Origin of the sequence: Bacillus sp. FJAT-18017 (assembly GCF_001278805.1) — a bacterium.
Taxonomy (GTDB): domain Bacteria; phylum Bacillota; class Bacilli; order Bacillales; family Cytobacillaceae; genus Bacillus_D.
In genome coordinates this window covers 4,932,680-4,951,988 of sequence record NZ_CP012602.1, presented here as the reverse complement: position 1 = coordinate 4,951,988, position 19,309 = coordinate 4,932,680, and the positions used below count along the sequence as shown (strand labels likewise).

Genomic DNA, 19,309 nt, shown 5'->3' with positions numbered 1-19,309 from the left:
GAACTATTTTGGTCCGGTTCGTATCGAAACTTCAAAAGGCTTCTAAAAAAGGCAACGCCCTAAATCCGGACGTTGCCTTTCTGCGTCTTCTTTAACCCTTAGAAAAAAGTTATTGTATGACTATATCAAGAGAATTTACCTGGGAAACAAGCAGTTCCTCATATTCCTTTTGGGCGATGTATTGGATTTCCTGTTCTCCCGCCTTTGGATTTTCCTTTTTTGCTTTTTCAATCAAATCCTGCTGTACCTTCTGAGTCAGGACGATCATTTCATACTGTGAGCGCTCCTTTGCCCAGAACCGCTCTTCCCCGTATTCAGCAATCATTTTAGGTGCAACTTCAAATTCGTTGTATTGTTCTTTGACGTCATCAAGCTGCCTGTCCACTTCCTCTTGACTTGCGTTATGGCCTTTTTCCTTGGCGAGCATAGCTACGGAGCGGAGCCTGATTATTTGGGTGAGGAGCTGGTTTTTGTCATCATTGATCTTATCCTGAGCATCCCAGTAGGCAAGCGCCTCTTCAAGCTCTTTTCCGCTATATTTTTCCTTGTCCCGTTCACGGTTGATGGCGGTATGCAGTTTATTGATGAATGCGTAAAACTCAATGTCCTCATCTGTAATCCATTCACCGTTTATTAAGGCAACGCCCTCAGCCTTTTTCACATCAAACTCGAGGACCTTTCCTGTTTCTTCATCATCGAGTTTGATGGTCATCGCAATTTCGTATTTACCCGGCATTGGAAGCTTGGCCTCTGCCTGATAGACCCCTTTTTCTCTCTCGGTAAAGTCAGCCTTCATTGTCCCATGGTCCATATCAACCATCCTTAGTTCGCCCGATATCTTCAAGTCAGACACCGGTTTGTTGTCCTCTTCGACACTAATTACAATCGGTGACGGCTTATCTTTTAAGGAATAAACTTGCTCTTTTACTTCAACTTTATAATCTGGGCTCCCTGAGCAGCCAGCTAGCAGTAATATTCCGGTAAAAATCAATAGTCCGATACGTTTAATTGCCATTAAATCAGACCCCCCAGCTTCTTCTTTTCCAAAAATTCTCCAACTTTGTATTTTTTCATTATCCCGTCTTCCAGGTAGGCGACATGTGTGCAAACCTGTTTGATTTCATCGATATGATGAGAAGAGAGGAAAATCGTTTTTCCCTTTAAAGATTTGATGACTTCAAGAATTTCCTTCCGGCCAATTGGGTCAATCCCGCTTGTCGGTTCATCAAGGATAAGCAATTCGGCATCAGGGTAGAGAGTAATAGCTAGCCCAAGCCGCTGAAGCATCCCTTTTGAGTAATTTTTTACCTGCTTGTCTTTGTCGTCCCACAGGCTTACGGATCGTAGCATTTCCTCTACCTTCGCTGCATCCGTTTTTCCGCTGATTGCCTCGGCAAAGAAGGCCATGTTCTCGGCGCCAGTCAGTGACGGATAGAGAAGGAATTTTTCCGGCAGGTAGGAGACGGATTTCTTCCATTCCATGTTCATTCGGTTTACCTCTTTGCCATTGATCAGGACCTTTCCTTCGCTAACCGGAAGCAGCCCAAGCAAACTGTTTAATAGTGTCGACTTACCCGCGCCATTGCGGCCGACAAGGGCGCAAACCTCATTTTGATTGATTTCAAGGTTAATATTTTTTAAGACAGTCTTTTTCCCAAACGCTTGGCTCAGGTTCTTGATTGAAATCATTCTCCACCCTCCTTGCGGTGAAACACTGTGGCACCAAGAAATGAAACGAGCAGCCAGAATGTTGTACTTCCCAGATAAAAATAGATCGGTTTCGTCCACATAAACGATTGCAGAAGCCTTGACATATGGTTGAACGAATACACATCAAGCCCTGTCTCCAGATAAACCCGCACTGCTTGGATTGGATTAAGAAAGTAGGCTGCTGAAAACAGCTTTACGTTTTCGTGTGTAACGTTTGGCAAAAGTGTTAGCAGCAAGAAATCATGGAGGAAAAAGAAGTAGAACCAGATCAAGATTGCGAACCCGATAATCTGCATCCTATTGCGGCTGATACTTCCCGCCATAACTCCAAGTTGCATAAATATAATGGCAATAGTGAAAACCGAAAGAATAAAAATGCCGTAGCCGGTAAAATCAATTCTATAGCTGAATTTTAGAAGAGCGAGATAGAAAAACAGCCAACCAGCCAATGGCAGAAGGAAAACGGTATGAAGTGCCAGCGATTTTTTTAGCAGGAATGATGGAAAGCTATCTTTTTTAGTCAGAAGCATGACCATGGTTTTCTGTTCTTTTTCCTGAAAAACACTGAATGCACCGATAAACAGGCATAGAATTGGAATGAAATAAATCAATGTATCAAACAAGTTAATCAGGAGGATGTAAAGGCCCTGGTCAAATGGGAGAGAGGATGTGAACAGCATCCCAGCCGAAACCGCAATGATGGCTGCCATCGAAAGCCATAGGCCTTTGCCCCTTATTGTTTCCTTCCATTCTTTCCAAATATAATGCATAGCTGATGTCTCCCTTTTGAAAAAAGTAAGATGCCAAGGAGGAACAGCCCTGTAATCAATATCCAGGAAAGTATGGCGGTTCCGCCACTACCAACAAGGGGATGGGCATCCTCAAACATTACTTCGTCCCCGTTTAGAAAGCTGTTCAATTTTTCATAGATTGTTAGTGCCGGACTCTTTAGAAAAAGATAGGTTAGCTCCTGTTCTTCGAGTAATTCATAAAGAGACGAGCGGTAGGTTATTGGAAAATCCCCAGTTCTGTTCTGGTCAAGGTCGGTGAGCGGAAAGGAATTGCCCCAATCATTGCCTTTATCAGCAAGGCTCCAAAAGTTATTCACGCCCTGGCCGCCAAGTGTTACTGCGGGGATGGTATTTTCAGAGATAGTGTTTTCTGTAAAAACATGCTGGCTGGAGCTGGCCCACAGCTCAACACCAATCTGGTTTTGAATGATCCGGTTTTTCCGGACTGTCGTACGGTTCGCCTGGTCAGAATAGATTCCCCGCTGATTTAGGTAGAATGTATTGTTTTCAATAACAATATCATTCGTCTGCTGCAACAGAACTCCAAAGGATTGGTTGCCATAGTTGAAAATAAATTGATTGTTTTCAAGTTCAATATTATTTGACATCATTAGCGCGGCACCGCCTGTATTAAAGGCGAATATATTTCCGCTGAATCGGTTTGAGTGCGAGTACATATAATGTAGGCCATAGCGTGTCCGGCTTATTTCATTGTCCAGAATCGTATTTTCATCGGAATAATCAAAGTACATGCCATCGCGGCTTCCTTCAATTGTATTGCCGGTTATCGTATTTCCATTGGAGTAATAGACTTGAATCCCGTTTCCCTGTCCGGCAACTTCGCCGTCTGAAAATCCTAGTATATTGTTGTTATTCAACGTATTGTCATAGGCCTTGCTCAAATAAATACCATGAAAGACGTCATGAACCGTGACATTTTCAATTGTGTTGCCATTCGTGAAAACTTTTATTCCCGCATATTCTTCCGGGGAGTTCCGGTCCATGCTCCCATTTGTGACAGTAAGATTGGCGATTGTGACACCTGGTGCCTTGATTGAAATAACATTTCCGCTGCTGTCACCTTTAATGACCGTGCCTTTTTTGCCTGAGATTTTAATGCTTTTCGTAATAACCAGGTTTCCTTCGTACGTAATCCCCTCAAGAGTTAAACTCTCTCCCTCTTCAAGGGCATCAATCTTGCTCTGCAAATCGCCAGGTGCAGCAAATGAATTATCTGGGCCTAAAGCGAAACATAACAGGAATATGAAGAGAAAGAGAAGTTTTTTCATCATGATGTTTTCCGGTCCTTCCATAAAGGAATTAAAATCAGGACGAATGCAGCAAGAACAAGATAGGTACCGTTATCCAGGTAACTATTAGTAATAAAGTTGGCGAGCTGGTTTTCTCCAATCATCGGCGGTATGAAGGGATCAATCGTGATTGGGGCATTCGGGTTCAGATTGGTGCCAAAATCTTTCAGCCAGCGGTTCAAATCATAAACTCCGAGAATTCCGCCAACCACGAATACGGCGATAAGGCTATATAAAATGACTCTTTTTCGCAAAATCGCAGTCAGCAACGTTATACCCGCCAGTCCCCAGATTAAATACTTCACATAAGACAATTCAGGGAAATTTTCTTCGCTGAATTGAGCCATGCCAATGTAGTGGTTAAGTGCGTTGATATTATCTATGTCCCCTTCGAGCTTGTCAGGGTAAACAATAATATCCAATCCTTCAGGGTATTGGGGAGCGATAAAATTCATCCCCCACCAAGGAAAGTTTGCTGAAAGAAATAGGAGTGCTGCCGCCGCAACTAAAAGAGCGGAGGATACAAGAGAAAATTTCTTTTTCATTATGCATCACCTTTCTAGTAAAAACGAAAGGTATCAGATTTCCGCCTGATACCGTCCGCTGGTTTTACCGGTCTCTTACTGTTTCGGCTTTACAAGGAAGTACCCTGTCATTTCCTGGTGCAGCGCGGAGCAGAAGTTTGTGCAGTAAAGCGGGAATGTTCCAGCTTTATCAGCCGTGAATGAAATGGTATTCGTTTGTCCTGGCTGCACTTCTATATTGAGGTCGTAGCCATTTATAGCGAAACCATGGGTGATATCCTGGTCAAAGTCGATATTGGTTAGGTGAATCGTGACCTTGTCACCTTCGTTCACTTCGATTTGGTCAGGGCGTTTTGCTTTTGCGTCAAAGACAAACTTGGAACGCATTGCAATTCCGTACACGTGAACTTCATTGCCTTTGCGGACAATTTTCGTGTCTTCCTGTTTATAGGTAGCATCCTTGTTCTTTTCATCTTTTGGATATACGGATATCGTTTTAATTTTGTCAGCCTTGATCATTTGAGCGTAATGCGGCTCTGGATTGACTGGAGCAGATTGGATGACTTCCATCTTTTTGCCGGACAGGTCGATTAGCTGCATTGACTCAGGATGGGAAGGCCCGACTGACAGGTAACTGTCTTTTGCAATTTTATTTAAGGCAACAATATATTTACCATCAGGTGCCACCGTGTCACCTTCTGCTGCAACAGAATGGCCAGGTGAGTACTGGACTGGAACTCGGTCAAGCGTTTCACCTGTGCTAGGATCCCATTTCACAATCTCGGAAGAAATGAACATCGTTGTGTAAGCCATGCCTTTTTCATCAAACTGGGTATGAAGCGGTCCTAGCGCGTTTTCAGGGTTTACTTCTCTTTCCACTACCGAGTCGTAATTCAGGACAGGAAGACCATTGCGTTCACCTTTGAAGTCCTGGTTTTCGATGGCTTTGAATGCTTTTTCAAAAGAAAACACAGTCATCGCAGGAGCAAGCTTGCCTGATGCTATAAAGTATTTTCCTTCCGGAGTGACGTCAACGCCGTGAGGAGACTTTGCAACGGGAACAAGATACATACCGCCTTTATGTTTTTCAGGGAAGATCATCTTTTGGCCTGTCACTGTATCGTACTTGCCTTCCTTGACCATCTTCTCGAGTTCCTTCCAGTTGAAAAGAACAATATAGTCACGGTCAGCCTGGGAAGCATTGATTTCAAGATTCGTTGTCGCTTCTTCCGTGTTGTAGGTCGTAAGCACAGCCCAATCCTTCGATATCTTCTTACCGGCGTCGGAAAGGTCGAACGACCAAGGCGGAAGGGCTACCTGGTAGCTGATATTCAGCTTTTCTTTTTTCTCATCAAAGGTAACGGCCGACATAACGCCGCGGTATTTCTCGCTGTAGTCATCTAGTTCGGCATACTCACTGCCAATTGGTACAGCAAAACGGGTCGGCAGGAACATATACTCCGTATTTTCGGTTACAAATGCGGCACAATGAGGTCCGCTTGTATTTGGCACGTTAATGATGTCGCGGACTGTGAATGTTTCCAGGTTCATGACCGCAGCGCGGCTGTTGCCGACATCGGTAGCAAACATGTACTTTCCATCGTAGTCTCCGTTTGTTTCTGAAAAAGCCGGATGATGGAGGTCACCCCAAGTATAGCCTCCTAGCATCTTCTTTGAGTGTTGGTCCCAGCCATATCCCGTTGCTGAATCCTGTGAAAACACCGGCACGGTCCGGATATGCCTCATCGAAGGGACACCGTAGATGAACATTTGCCCGGAATGACCGCCTGAAGCAAATAAATAATAATCATCCTTTTTGCCAAACGGAACATAAACCTTTTCGGCGTTTGTTTTTGTAGTAGCTGATAGTTGCTCTGTTTTAACGCCCTGTGCGAAGTCGCCAAAGAATAGTGTTGCTGCTGTGAATCCTGCGAGAAGCCCTGATGCTGCAGGGATCCATTTTTTCATGAATGCTTCACCTCTTTTAATAAAGTTTTATGAAAATGATGGTTTATAGTAAAAGTTTATTTCTTTTCGGATGCCTTTTTTAGCAGGTCGACGATTTCGGTAATTTCCTCGTCCTTTAGCGGGCTGCCACTAATGACCCCAGACATGACCGCGGAAGTCGGCTCTTTAAGGAACTCGGCAATAGGCTTTCCGTGTTTGCCCTCAACGTTCGTAAAAGCTTGGGATAAATCCGGGCCTGTTGCGCCGCCCTGGAGATTCAGGCCTTCAACAGAATGGCAGCCGAGGCAGCCTTTCGCTGACAGGATTTCAGTATCAGCAGATACTTCAACAACTTTTTCTGCAGGCTCCTGTTTTGCGGTTTCCGCTTCCTTCTTTGCATCGTCTTTTTGTTCAGTGTGGTTGTTGGAAGAAGCGGCAGAATCCTTTTGCCCGCCAATGATTTCAAAAACCACATAGCTAAAGCCCAATCCAATAAACACACAAATGAAAAATGTTACTAATGACCTTTTCAAATTTCCCCCTCCTTTGTTGTAAGCAATTTCATTTTAAAATAGCTGAATGGAAGAAATTGTGACATACGACACATTTATATTGAAGAATGTGAAGAATTTGTGAAGATACAATGACAGAGAACAATAGAAGGTGTTCTGACAACAAAATAGACGGTCCAGTTTATGTGATTTTTTGAAAAGTGTGGAATCAATCACAGCATGGTCTTACAGCGGAAGGTAAAATCAGAAATGAATTATAAATTGGAAGGGGATGGTTCTTTGTTGTTGAAGTTTGTGGTTTTTATATTAATTCCCGTTACCCTTGTCGTGCTGGCAATATTTATTGAAGGCATATTGGAATTGCACAAGCTTGAACGGAAAGAAGAGAACAGTTTGGCAAGAGAAGGAATGGAAGGCTATTTGGATCAACAGTTTGGATATAAGAAAGTAAAAATATTCAAAACGGTATATGACGAAGAAGGATCTGTCCGATATATGGTGTATCTGCCGTCCTACGAATGGTTCAAGGCGCCAAGTTATCAATGGTATGAAGTATTTTCAACTGACCAAGGGTACCAACATATAGAAATAGAGAGATAATCCTTTTACAATCCAAACGTTTTATGCACCCACTGAGTTTATAGGGTAAGCTCAACTAGCACCCTATTGCGACATACACACAACACACGTTGAAGCAGTTGTGAAATTAGTGTTGAAATAGTGAGGGCCAGACAATGTTAATCGTCACCCATGAAATGGGGTTTGCCAGAGACGTTGCCGACCGAGTTGTGTTTATGGATGGGGGTTTTCTGGTTGAAGAAGGACCTCCAAGTATTATTTCTACAACTCCTGAAAAAGAAAGAACGAAGCAATTTTTATCTAAGGTGTTAAAGTAGGAATCGATTTTGATTCCTATTTTGTTTTTATAGGCTATAATTTTTCTTATGAAGAGAAAAGTGATTCAAAGAAGTTTTATAGCTCCATAAGGACAGGAGGACAACCCATGATAAATAGTATTTCGGATATTCAGAGTAACAATAAATTTTCAGGTACGGTCCTAGTTAAAGCCAATGAGAATGTATTAGCAGATATAAGCTTTGGATATGCTAATCGATCTGAACAAATAAAAAACAATGCAAATACTAGATACGGGATAGCATCAGGCTGCAAATTATTTACAGCCATAGCCGTTTGTCAGCTTGTGGAAATGGGGAAACTTTCATTTGATATGAAGCTGAAAGATTGTCTTGATATTGATTTTTCGAATTTTGATAGTGATATAACCATACATCATCTTCTCACACATACGTCTGGAATACCCGACTATTTTGATGAAGAAGTAATGGATGATTTTGAAGAATTATGGGTTAGTAACCCTATGTATAAAATAAGAAGTTTGAAAAACTTTCTGCCATTATTTCAAGATATGCCTATGAAGTTTAAAGCTGGAGAAAGATTTTCCTATAATAATGCAGGATATATTTTGCTTGGTTTAATCATTGAGAAAGCTAGTCAGCTTGACTTTGCTGAGTACATACAGGAACATATCTTCAAGAAAGCCGGCATGGAGGGGGCGGGATATTTTGAATTTGATGCTCTTCCTCCGAATACCGCAGTGGGTTACATAGACTATCCCGACGGAACATGGAAAACGAATATCTATTCATTACCCGTAAAAGGTGGTTCAGATGGAGGAGCTTATGTTACGGTTGTAGATATGGTGAAACTGTGGGAAACACTAATGAGTAATGGACTTTTAAGTAAAGACTATACCCAGCTTTTGCTGAATCCATATGTTCAAGTCGGTGATGAAGATCATTTTTATGGCCTTGGTGTTTGGATAGAGAAAAAGGGGACTGACATTTTAAAATATCATGTAATGGGATATGACCCTGGCGTTAGTTTTCATTCTGCTTTTTACCCAGAAAATTCAAGTACAGTTGTTGTCTGTTCGAACAAGTCTAATGGTGCATACAAAATTTTTAAAGGTATTGAAGATGAATTAAATAGCCTTAACCATTATGAGGAAAAATAGTAAGGAGGAAATAATATGACTGAAATCGATAAAAAGGAATTATCACTGGAACAACGGGAGGAACTACTCGAAACATTGAAACTCCGATTTGAGAAAAACATGTACCGCCATGAAGGTCTTGAATGGGCTAAAATCCAAGACAAGCTGGATGCAAATCCTGAAAAGTTATGGTCGCTCAATGAAATGGAAAGCACTGGCGGCGAACCGGATGTTGTTGGTCATGATGAAGAGAAGGATGAATACATTTTTTATGATTGCGCAGCGGAAAGTCCAAAAGGCCGCAGAAGTGTGTGTTACGACCATGAAGCGCTAGAGGCAAGGAAAAAACATAAACCAGAAAATAGTGCTATTAATATGGCGGCTGCCATGGGAATTGAACTTTTAACGGAAGAACAATATCGAGAGTTGCAAAAACTTGATAATTTCGATTTGAAAACATCAAGTTGGGTGCAAACACCCTCAGATATTAGAAAACGTGGCGGTGCCCTTTTTTGTGATCGCCGCTACGATACGGTCTTTGTTTACCACAATGGTGCGGATTCCTACTATGGTGCCAGAGGGTTCCGTGGCTCGTTAAGGGTCTGAGGTTTTTAAGACTGGGTAAGAAATTTTTTATTCCATAGTAAACACACGTAAAAGGGATACAACCTACAAAATGCATTGTAGTTGTATCCCTTTATATATTTTATTGAAATCATTACTCTCACCGAACGCATCGCCCGTAATGGCTGCAGCCCCCAGCTGAATCTAAGAATAGAGTTGTGGCTCCAATTTCTGAAGTGCAAAATCCCAAATGGTGTTGCCAATAACTTCCTATGCTTATATGATTAAACATAAAGAGATTGCTAAAGGGGGGAGCAAATTTATGATCCCGGCAAAAATAAAGCCCAGTTCTTTCACTCCAATAAGTGAAAGAAGTATGGAATCAATCGTCGAATGGTTCGATCAGCGGATACAATCGTTCTATATTCTCGGCTGGTCCTATTTAGGAAATCAGCGGCAAATGGAGGAGCTTTTTTACCGTTCGATTACTAAGGTGTACAAAGAGCTGCCACGGTTTAAGAGGCAAACATCATTTGAAATTTGGGTAACATCCATTTTCATATCTATTTGCCGTGAGCTTGCTGCTGATGGAAGTTTACAAGCTTCAGAGACAAGTGAACCACGACAGGATGTATTTAAAGCACTAGACCAGTTGGAAGAGTATGAGAAAGAAGCGGTGGTTCTTAAATATATAATAGGAATCCCCTTGGAGAGTGCAGCAGGCATTCTCAGGATTCCAGAGAATAAGCTGAAAGAGTATTTGTTTTCCGCAGTCCAGTCACTAAAAAAGGGAATGGGATATGAACTGAGCTTAAATGGCTGTAAAGAGTATCATAAAAAATACATTGATTACTTGGAAAGGAAAATGGACCGGCCTGAAAAGGTTGATTTCGAAATACATATTTACCATTGCCAAAAATGCCAGGAGGATTTGGCTGCCTTCCAGGATGTCATCTTAACTCTTCCAAAAAATAAAAATGATTTTCATGTGCCAGGAAATTTTCTTGATAGCGTCAAGGCGAGGCTGGAAGAAAGGGAAAAGAACAGACGGTTAAAGAACAGAAAACGTATTAGAATCGGGATCGTTTTTGCGAGCGTTTTCGCATTATTAATGAGTCTAGAAGTTGTAACAGGGGCTTTTTCAAATGCCTACTATACATATGCGGAAGAAGATCAGCAACTGCGTGCCTATCTGCAGCAGGATTTGGGTAAGATGCTGAACCTTAAAGCAGAGAGCAAGGGGATTGAAATTACAATTAAAAGCGTGATTGCTGATGATGTCCAGACTCTCGTTTTTTATGAAATAAAAGATACGGATGAAGATAATCAATATTTCATGATGTATCAAGATGGGGTTATTGTGGAGAATGAACAGGAAATCATGAACCATGCGGCATATCCGAGGCACTATTTCCCTCACCTTGAATCGAATGAAAATAAGAAAGAAAAAAACGTGTTTCGGGGAAAAATGAGTCTCTTACCCCTGGGGAAGGACAACGGGACAATTGAACTGAAGATTACTAAGCTTTACAAATTAATCCGTGCTTCTGATGACAGGGATGATTTTAACCCATACGAGAATTTGAGCTTTGAGACAGGCGAGTGGAACTTCGAGATTCCTGTAACAAAAAAGCCATCTACCGAATATGCCTTGGATGAAGAAACAGAAATCGAAGGGATTCCGGTTCGTTTTGATAAACTGACCATCGCTCCGACAGCGACGATTCTTGAATATGCAATTCCTTTTAGCGGTTCAGGAAAACGAATTGATGTTCTTAATTTTGGAAATCTGAAAGTAAACAATAAAAAACTTAAAGCGGATAGGTATGGCAATAATTTTGGAAATGGAATCAATGAGTGGATGACCTACCACATGCATTTTGACCCGCTTTATGGAGAAAAGCCTAAAGAAGCCAGTGTTTGGATAGAATCTGCTAATTTAACGGTTGAAGACAAGAGGACCATTGAGCTGAATGGTTCAGAGAAATATCCACAAACCTTTGAATATGCAGGCAGCACGATATCCATCGACAGGTTTGAGGCTGGTGATTCAACCAATGTAGTCATAAGCAATCATGCAATTAAAAATCGGGCATTTGAGTCACTTCACTATGAAATTATCGGTGAGGATGGAAATACTCCAATGGAAATGGAAATGATGAATCCGAAAGGAGTTTTTGTTGATAAAAAGGGGTTTGAGTACGATCCGAATGAAATCACTTTCGTTTATGAGAAACTCGAACAACCGCGTTATTTCTTTACGGAAGAAAATATTAGGTTCCATAGTAACAATGAAGGAGATAATATCCCAAAAATTCTCGAGATCTATAGCTATACCACAACAAAATTTTTGAATGAAATGGTAAAGGTTTCGTTGGAATAACAGGGAAGGGTGAGAGGGGAATTTCGTGGAAGACCCAGGGTAACCGTATTCGGGTATGCCCTTGTTGTTTTTTTGATTGTTACACTGTATTTCAAGTTGAGTGTTGGGAAATGGAACTGGGAGAATCCTTAAAAACATAGAGTTTAAGAGACTATATTAAATGAACTAAAAATCTAAATTTATTTGATGTGGAACGCGAAAAGGCCTATGCATATTTGGTAACTAGGTACTTTAGTAGTACAATTCTTCATTTCTCAGTCCATAAATGCCACTTTGTATGCATTTATTTATACTTAAGAGGGAATATAATGAACATAATAGACGGAATTTTCTTTATTTTGTCAGAGTCTTATGAAAACTGGAGGGTCATATGAGAAGAATTAGGAAAAGCTCTATTATCTCTTATAGCCATTATGGACATTCCAAAGTTCCAAACAACATTCAAACAGCTTGTCCCAAGTGTGGAAAAACAAGCAATTTTTCAATCAAAGCAAATTATCAGGCTGGCAAAAATGGTTTTTTAACAGAAGGCTCGTGCTCATCCTGCAAAAAGGAATCCACATTTTCTATGATTTTAAAAGATGTTCCAGATGACATAGGCAGTGATATAGATGTTTATATCTATGACCCCCGGTCTTCCAAACAACCAATCAACCAATTAGATAAACTGCCGGACATACCTCCAGATTTAGTCAGGGCCTACCGCTCAGCATTAAATATATATCAGTGGAAGGATAATGCCGCCACAGCGGTGATGTCAAAACGTGTTATTGAAAGCATTTTTAAGCACTTTGCAGGGGGAAATGGCGAGCCTATTTCCGGGCAAACAGAACGGATTCTGGAAAATTTGGACTTAGTGAAGCCTATCCGTTATCTTGACCAGCTTCTTCATCCCGACAATCCTTTTTATCAAATTTTGGAGCTAGAAAAGGATTTGGATGATGAGACTGCTGCTTATCTAATGGATCTTCTGGAGAGCTTAATTGATTATCTGTTTGTTCTTCCCGGAAATATCGAAATTTCTTACACGAACATCCAGCAGAAAATTAAATAGAGAAGCAGGATATCAGTGCTTCCATGATATAGGTGCCTGACCCCATGAGCACTTCGGGGAGAAGGTGCCTTTGTTTTGCTGCTGGCTGGATAGCAGTTTCGACGACATTTATTAAAACAACTACTGCTATGTCACGCAAAAAGGAACACAATAAAATGCACTCAAGTTAAAAACTGAATGCATTTTTAGATGGACATTTTATATTGGGACACAAAATCCGCGGATCTTTTTCGACATCTACATATCCTGTCTTCTCAAGGCCCCAATCAAATTTAATCAAACGTTTGATTAACAAAAATTCGACAACATTAGATAATACCATTGTCATTCAATCTATTTAGCACCTCGACTTTTGAAATCACCTGTGATTTAAAATTATGTAAGAGAAGGGGTGTTTAGAGTAAATCCTTTTCATCTATTTTCATATCTTTATGATAATATTCCAGATCACGTTCATTGATTTTCCGCATTACCCTGCAAGGGCTTCCCACGGCTATAACATTTGCTAGAATGTCCTTGGTAACGACACTGCCAGCACCGATCACTGAATTTTCTCCAATTCGGACTCCAGGCAGGATAATGGAACCTGCGCCAATCCAAACATTATCCTCAATAACTACTGGGAGGTTAAACTGGGCAGCATTTCTCCGTAATTCAGGATGAATCGGATGAGTCCCCGCATCAATCGTTACATTTGGTCCAATAAGTACATTATTGCCTATATAGATATCGGTGTCATCTACCAATGTCAGGTTGAAATTGGCGTAGACATCATTTCCTATATGTGTATGCCGCCCCCAGTTTGCATGAAGTGGAGGTTCAATATAGACGTTGGTGCCTACTTCAGCAAACAATTCGGTTAAAATCCTCTCTCTCTTTTCTACCTCGGAAGGCCTGGTATGGTTAAAGTCATACAATACGTCCAAACATTGCATCTGCTCTTTCATCAAACCTTCATCGTTCGCGTAATACAATTTCCCGCTTTTCATCTTATCCTTAATGGACATATATAATCAATTCCTTTATTGAATAGTATCTCAATCTGATTGATGTGCTCAAGGTAAATGAATAGCCATTATTTCTATTTGTAAGGTTTATTATATTTCGGATATTTTTGTTTTTCTATAATAGTTTTAGGAGGTGGATAGTAGATGAAAGTAAATTACCCATTAAAAAATTCTGTGGAAATAAAAGAAATAAAAGAAATGCTCAAGCCATTCGGCGGCAGGTGTGCCAAAATTGTTGATAGCACCCTTGAATTTCAAATTAAAGATGAGAAACAGACAGAAGCGTATGAATTATTGAAGGAAAGTGGTATATCGAATAAATTCAATTAGCCATGTTCAGATCCTTGGTTGGCTAGGTCGGAAAAATTATTGAGTTAGACTATATATAATTTAGCAAACTGCATTCCTTTATTTAAGGATGCAGTTTTTTGGTGGAAGTTGAATGGAAACTCCTACTCCTTTTTTCAATCCTGAATGATATGTTAAAATCTACTAGGTGTTTAATAATTTGTTATTCTGTTTTATACTAGGTGAAGTGTGTCAAAAATTTTAGCGCCGTAAGAGGCTCTTTTAATAGAAGTGTGAAAATGAATGAAGGAGGAGAACCGATTGACAATCAATGCTGAAACAATGGTTGCGGACATCCACCGGTTGGATGAGAAGGGTTCGGGCCAGGCTGCTATCTGGCGTGAAAATGAACATGGCAACTTAAAGAAGTTGAAACTGACAATTCCCCTTACTCTCCCTGGCGAAAAAGTGAGTGTAACAGTGGACAGGCCTGAAAAAAGAAGATGGAGAGCACTACCAAATGAAATATTGGAGACTCATCCTGAAAGAACAGCCCCTCCATGTCCGCATTTTGAAAAATGTGGCGGATGCGTGTGGCAGCACTGGGAATACGAAGGTCAGTTAAAACAAAAGACGAATCATGTGAAACAAGCGATAGAATCGCAGGGCTTCGATCCAAATTTAGTCTTCCATACTATCGGAATGGACAATCCCTGGCATTACCGCAATAAGATGGAGTTCACGTTTGCTCCGGACGGGACACTTGGCTTGCATGAACAAGGGAATTTCCGGAAGATCATTTCACTTGAAACGTGTTTGATTGCAGGTAAAGAGATGGTCGAGGCATCGATGGAAGTTGCCGATTGGGCAAAAAATCATCAATTGAGCGGGTATAATAAGGACTTGCATGAAGGCTTGCTGCGCCACTTGATGGTTCGACAATCATTTGTAACAGGTGAAATGATGCTTGCTCTGTTTGCGACTGAGGCACCGGATGCTCATTTGAAAGTGGCGGCTGATGATTTAGTAACGCGAATTACTGAAAAGTTCCCTCAAGTAAAAAGCTTATTATGGCTTGAAAATACCGATTGGGCTGACCGTACTCAATCAGAAAAGAGCCATATCCTGGCTGGGCGCGATTTCATTTATGATGAAATGGATGGCTACCGTTTCCGCCTTTGGTTTGATACCTTTTTCCAGACGAATCCGACCCAGGCGCAAAAGCTGGTTGAACTGGCAATCGAAATGGGCCAGCCGAAAAAGTCGGAGAAAATGATTGATTTGTTCTGTGGTGTCGGAACATTTTCCCTTCCGTTTGCGAATAGAGTAGGGGAACTCGCAGGCATAGAAATAGTTGAGACATCCATTGAATCCGCTAAGCGCAATGCTGCGGATAATGGAATTAATAACACAACCTTCCTCGCAAAGGATGCGAGAAAAGGAATTGACGAAATACTTGAGAGCTTTGGAAGGCCGGAGCTATTGCTGCTCGACCCGCCAAGGTCAGGTGCTGGCGGAAAGGTAATGAGGAGAATTGGACGGGCTAAACCAGAACGAATTGTCTATGTATCATGTAATGTAGATACATTTGCTACTGATATTAAGGAACTTGAACAATTCGGCTATACCCTTGAGGTAGTTCAGCCAGTTGATCTTTTTCCACACACCGTTCATGTTGAAGCTGTTGCGAAATTGATACGGAAAGAAGGCAACTGACCCTCGGGTCGTTGCCTTTTTATGTTTTCTGTAATGAAATTTTGGTGATGGATAATTCGCATTATTTAGTTGCAAAAGCGAAAACTCTTCAAAGGCAAAGCTATTTAAGTAAGAATTTACTTTACCGGACCATTAGTAATCTCAGTAAGTTTAGAATTAATTGCAAGGATTTTTGAGTTGACTTCTGTTATGCCAAATCCCGCTAATCTCTTGGAATGCATATCGATATATTTTTCAGCTGTTTCTTTTGTTTCAAAAATATAAATACCGCCTGCTTCATTTGTTTCAGGACGTTCTGTCCAAATTTTCCACATGAAGCCATCCTCTTCATTAATGCTCTTCGCTAAATCAGAGAACGCCCCTGCCATTTCATCTCCGAATGGTCCATTCATTTTAAAATCCACTTGTAAAACATATGCCATTGTCATTCTCCTTTTTAAATTAGTAGGTGTTAAATTCTCGGATTTCATTTACTTGCTAATGCTCCGTTGAATGATTATCAATTTGCCTTTAATGAAGCAAAAACTATGATTTGCTTTGCAATTGAATTTTATCCAATAATAAAGTCCACCAAAACCAATAGTTTATGTGTTTTGTTGTTTATACAACACATTGAAGAAAATGTTGAAAAAAGATGGACTTTCGGATGTCTTTTTGTAGATTAGGTTTTTTCTTCAGTCGGTGTTATGCTCCGAATCTGCTCTTACAGGGGACTGAAAAAGAAATCACAGAGTTTAAATATTACCGCAAAGATGAATAATTTAGTGCATTTGCACAATGATTTTTGTTAAAGCGTCAATAGTTGAAAAGTAAATTTAAGCCTATAATGAAAGCGTATTCTATGAAAGGGCTTTTATAGTAAGACTGATAGGGGGCATCTTAAATCTTGTTAAATTCTAGCAACGAATCAGTTCCTTGTGCAAAATTATAAAGCAATGATATAGAATGCAGAACTGCAATTTCAATTTTAAGAAAGATTTATCATTCTAAACAACAACATGAGGAGTAGGAGGAATTTATATGGCAGCATCAATAGATATTAGCTGGGTTGGCGCTTTACTTGGTCTGGCGCTTGCAATTATTTTGATTTTGTTTAGACTCGCTCCAACGTATTCCTTAATTTTAGGAGCAATTGTTGGCGCTTTCATCGGCGGTGCCAACTTTTCAGAGGTAGTCTCCATTCTAGTTTCAGGAACTCAAAGTGTACAAGGTACAGTTATTAGGATAATCGCTGCTGGTGTTTTTGCTGGTGTCATGATGGAATCGGGAGCAGCGGAAAGCATTGCAAAAGCGATTGTAGAAAAACTCGGTGGGACAAAAGCGATGCTGTCCCTGGCATTGGCTACGATGATTATTACCGCAGTAGGTGTATTCATTCCTGTTGCTGTTCTGATTGTTGCACCAATCGCATTGTCTGTCGGTAACAAAATGGGTTATTCCAAAATCGCCTTACTTGTAGCTTTATCTGGCGGTGGTAAAGCAGGTAACATTATCTCTCCCAATCCGAATACGATTGCGGCAGCAGGCGGGTTTGATCTTGACGTTAACCAAGTCATGATCGGTGGTTTTGTTCCTGCTGTTTTCGGAGTCGTTGTAACTGTTATTATCGCGTCAATTATTAAGTATAAAGGTACAAAGGTATCGGATGAGGAAGCAGCTGAATTGGAAAAGGCTAGTTCCACGAATTTGCCGGCATTATCAAAAGCCCTTGTCACTCCCATCATTGCTATTGTTCTTTTAATGATGAGCCCTATCGGATCAATGCTTGGAATCGATGCTCTTGCTGAATTGAAAATCGACTCATTGTTTATCCTGCCGTTTGCGGGGTTAGTTGGTACGATTGCTCTGGGTAAAAGAAAACAATTCTTGGATTTTAGTACTTCCGGATTAAATAAAATGACACCAACCATCCTCATCATCATTGGGGCGGGTGCAATTGGCGGATTAATTACATCTTCGGATCTTCCAGCCCAAGTTGTTAGCTTGGTTGAGACTTCAGGTATATCTGGTACGTTCCTTGCACCAATTGCAGGTATTTTGATGGCAGCAGCGACAGCTTCCACATCAACTGGTGTTATCCTGGCTACTGGCTCGTTCTCGGATGCAATACTTGAAACTGGAGTTGCACCACTTTCTGCGGCAGTTATGACACATGCAGGTGCTACAGTAATAGACCACTTGCCACACGGAACTTACTTCCACGTGACACGAAATGCCATGAACATGAGCATGAAAGAGAGAATGAAAGTTGTCGGATATGAAAGCATCGTTGGTTTAACAATGACAATTGTAGCTGTAATCTTGTTCGGGTTTATTCTATAAAAAAAGGAGTGATAACCATGGGGAAAACTTTTTTATTGGCTCCTGATTCATTTAAGGAAAGCATGACAGCCAAAGAAGTTTGTGAGGCAATGGAAATTGGCATAAAACGAGCAATCCCAGATGCTGAATGCATCTATGTACCAATGGCAGATGGCGGTGAAGGCACCGTTCAGTCGCTGGTTGATGCAACTGGCGGGACATTAATTCAAAAAGAAGTAACTGGCCCACTTGGCACACCAGTTACCGCCCAGTACGGCATTTTAGGAGATGGCAGGACAGGTGTTATTGAAATGGCATCTGCGAGCGGGATTCACTACGTGACGAAAGAAACGAAGAATCCTATGATTACAACAACATTTGGTACAGGTGAGCTTATCAGGGCTTGTATTGAACAAGGCATTACCGAGATCATCCTTGGTATTGGCGGAAGTGCAACAAATGATGGCGGTACTGGAATGGCAGCGGCTCTCGGATTCAAGTTCCTGGATAAGGAAGGGAATGAACTGCCCCTCGGAGGTGGATATTTAGGAGATCTTGAAACAATTGATTCATCCAATGTAATCCCTGAATTGAAAAATATCAAAATCCTGGTTGCCTCGGATGTTACAAACCCATTATGCGGCGAGCGTGGTGCCTCAGCAGTTTTCGGGCCGCAAAAGGGTGCGACTACTGAGATGGTTCAACTATTGGACAATAATTTAAGGCATTACGCTAAAATCGTAAAAGAGCAGATTGGGGTCGACATGGTCGATGTCCCTGGTGCAGGCGGTGCAGGCGGCCTTGGCGGAGGACTTCTTGCTTTCACTAATTCTACAATGAAAAAAGGCATCGAAATTGTCATTGAGTATACAAATCTAAAAGAAAAGCTTCAGGATGTCGATTACTGCTTTACAGGTGAAGGCGGCATCGATTTCCAAACGAAATTTGGAAAGGCGCCATTTGGTGTTGCTCAGGCAGCCAAGAGTGTCAATAGCGATATCAAAGTGATCGCACTTGCTGGTTATATTGGGCAGGATGTAGAAACATTATACAATGAAGGCTTTGACGCTATTTTTGGAATTGTACCGGGAGCAGCGGACATTGAGACCTTATTGGCAGAAGGGCAAGCCAATGTTGCCAGAACATCTGAAAGCATTGCTCGATTGTTGAAATAAGGTGCTCATTAAT

Annotated in this window: 18 protein-coding genes and 1 pseudogene; 10 read left to right on the top strand and 9 right to left on the bottom strand. The window is 41.1% G+C overall.

Annotated features, from left to right (window positions below; translation table 11 throughout):
* Positions 1–109: 109 nt before the first annotated feature.
* The 7 genes from AM500_RS23205 to AM500_RS23175 all read right to left on the bottom strand — a co-directional run bounded on the left by AM500_RS23205 (position 110) and on the right by AM500_RS23175 (position 6,815).
* Positions 110–1,015, bottom strand: a complete 906-nt coding sequence (locus AM500_RS23205) for a FixH family protein (protein WP_053601339.1) — start codon at positions 1,013–1,015, stop codon at positions 110–112.
* Positions 1,015–1,689: an ABC transporter ATP-binding protein gene (locus AM500_RS23200; RefSeq protein ID WP_053601338.1), complete on the bottom strand. Its 675-nt coding sequence runs from the start codon at positions 1,687–1,689 to the stop codon at positions 1,015–1,017. The genes AM500_RS23205 and AM500_RS23200 overlap by 1 nt, the downstream gene beginning before the upstream one ends.
* Complete coding sequence (locus tag AM500_RS23195) at positions 1,686–2,480, bottom strand: ABC transporter permease (protein ID WP_053601337.1); 795 nt, start codon at positions 2,478–2,480, stop codon at positions 1,686–1,688. Before AM500_RS23195 ends, AM500_RS23200 begins: the two co-directional genes overlap by 4 nt.
* Entirely contained in the window at positions 2,444–3,793 is a 1,350-nt protein-coding gene (gene nosD, locus AM500_RS23190) for a nitrous oxide reductase family maturation protein NosD (protein WP_197282641.1), read from the bottom strand. The genes AM500_RS23195 and nosD overlap by 37 nt, the downstream gene beginning before the upstream one ends.
* Positions 3,790–4,356: a hypothetical protein gene (locus AM500_RS23185; protein ID WP_053601335.1), complete on the bottom strand. Its 567-nt coding sequence runs from the start codon at positions 4,354–4,356 to the stop codon at positions 3,790–3,792. Before AM500_RS23185 ends, nosD begins: the two co-directional genes overlap by 4 nt.
* A gap of 75 nt (positions 4,357–4,431) precedes the next feature.
* Positions 4,432–6,303, bottom strand: coding sequence for a Sec-dependent nitrous-oxide reductase (gene nosZ, locus AM500_RS23180; protein WP_053601334.1), 1,872 nt, complete (start codon positions 6,301–6,303; stop codon positions 4,432–4,434).
* Positions 6,304–6,359: 56 nt separating this feature from the next.
* On the bottom strand, positions 6,360–6,815 hold the full coding sequence (locus tag AM500_RS23175; protein ID WP_053601333.1) for a cytochrome c: 456 nt from the start codon (positions 6,813–6,815) through the stop codon (positions 6,360–6,362).
* Positions 6,816–7,043: 228 nt separating this feature from the next.
* On the opposite strand from AM500_RS23175, the gene AM500_RS23170 reads away from it, so the two are divergent.
* The 6 genes and pseudogenes from AM500_RS23170 (at position 7,044) to AM500_RS23150 (ending at position 12,809) form a co-directional block, all read left to right on the top strand.
* The gene (locus AM500_RS23170; protein WP_156319886.1) at positions 7,044–7,394 is read left to right on the top strand and encodes a hypothetical protein; all 351 of its coding nucleotides are present in this window, start codon (positions 7,044–7,046) and stop codon (positions 7,392–7,394) included.
* 122 nt (positions 7,395–7,516) lie between these two features.
* A pseudogene (locus AM500_RS25685) lies at positions 7,517–7,690 on the top strand (peptide ABC transporter ATP-binding protein); the annotation flags it as partial.
* Positions 7,691–7,797: 107 nt separating this feature from the next.
* Positions 7,798–8,829, top strand: coding sequence for a serine hydrolase domain-containing protein (locus tag AM500_RS23165; protein WP_053601331.1), 1,032 nt, complete (start codon positions 7,798–7,800; stop codon positions 8,827–8,829).
* 15 nt (positions 8,830–8,844) lie between these two features.
* Complete coding sequence (locus AM500_RS23160) at positions 8,845–9,414, top strand: DUF4256 domain-containing protein (RefSeq protein ID WP_053601330.1); 570 nt, start codon at positions 8,845–8,847, stop codon at positions 9,412–9,414.
* A gap of 334 nt (positions 9,415–9,748) precedes the next feature.
* Positions 9,749–11,755 carry a DUF4179 domain-containing protein gene (locus AM500_RS23155; protein WP_231688075.1) on the top strand — a complete coding sequence of 669 codons (2,007 nt, stop codon included), beginning with the start codon at positions 9,749–9,751 and terminating at the stop codon, positions 11,753–11,755.
* A gap of 370 nt (positions 11,756–12,125) precedes the next feature.
* The gene (locus AM500_RS23150) at positions 12,126–12,809 is read left to right on the top strand and encodes a hypothetical protein (protein WP_053601328.1); all 684 of its coding nucleotides are present in this window, start codon (positions 12,126–12,128) and stop codon (positions 12,807–12,809) included.
* Between the two features lie 395 nt (positions 12,810–13,204).
* Here AM500_RS23150 and AM500_RS23145 read toward each other — a convergent pair whose 3' ends face one another.
* Positions 13,205–13,816 (bottom strand): sugar O-acetyltransferase, encoded by a 612-nt coding sequence (locus AM500_RS23145; RefSeq protein WP_053601327.1) that lies wholly within the window; start codon positions 13,814–13,816, stop codon positions 13,205–13,207.
* A gap of 144 nt (positions 13,817–13,960) precedes the next feature.
* Here AM500_RS23145 and AM500_RS23140 point away from each other — a divergent pair, with 144 nt between their 5' ends.
* Together AM500_RS23140 and rlmD are read left to right on the top strand one after the other, a co-directional pair.
* Complete coding sequence (locus tag AM500_RS23140) at positions 13,961–14,146, top strand: hypothetical protein (RefSeq protein ID WP_053601326.1); 186 nt, start codon at positions 13,961–13,963, stop codon at positions 14,144–14,146.
* Positions 14,147–14,446: 300 nt separating this feature from the next.
* Positions 14,447–15,820: a 23S rRNA (uracil(1939)-C(5))-methyltransferase RlmD gene (gene rlmD / locus AM500_RS23135; protein WP_231688201.1), complete on the top strand. Its 1,374-nt coding sequence runs from the start codon at positions 14,447–14,449 to the stop codon at positions 15,818–15,820.
* Positions 15,821–15,936: 116 nt separating this feature from the next.
* Here rlmD and AM500_RS23130 read toward each other — a convergent pair whose 3' ends face one another.
* Positions 15,937–16,242, bottom strand: coding sequence for a monooxygenase (locus AM500_RS23130; RefSeq protein ID WP_053601324.1), 306 nt, complete (start codon positions 16,240–16,242; stop codon positions 15,937–15,939).
* Between the two features lie 598 nt (positions 16,243–16,840).
* Here AM500_RS23130 and AM500_RS23125 point away from each other — a divergent pair.
* Positions 16,841–18,142 carry a GntP family permease gene (locus AM500_RS23125; protein WP_043931395.1) on the top strand — a complete coding sequence of 434 codons (1,302 nt, stop codon included), beginning with the start codon at positions 16,841–16,843 and terminating at the stop codon, positions 18,140–18,142.
* 17 nt (positions 18,143–18,159) lie between these two features.
* Positions 18,160–19,296, top strand: a complete 1,137-nt coding sequence (locus AM500_RS23120; RefSeq protein ID WP_053601323.1) for a glycerate kinase family protein — start codon at positions 18,160–18,162, stop codon at positions 19,294–19,296.
* Positions 19,297–19,309: the final 13 nt, after the last annotated feature.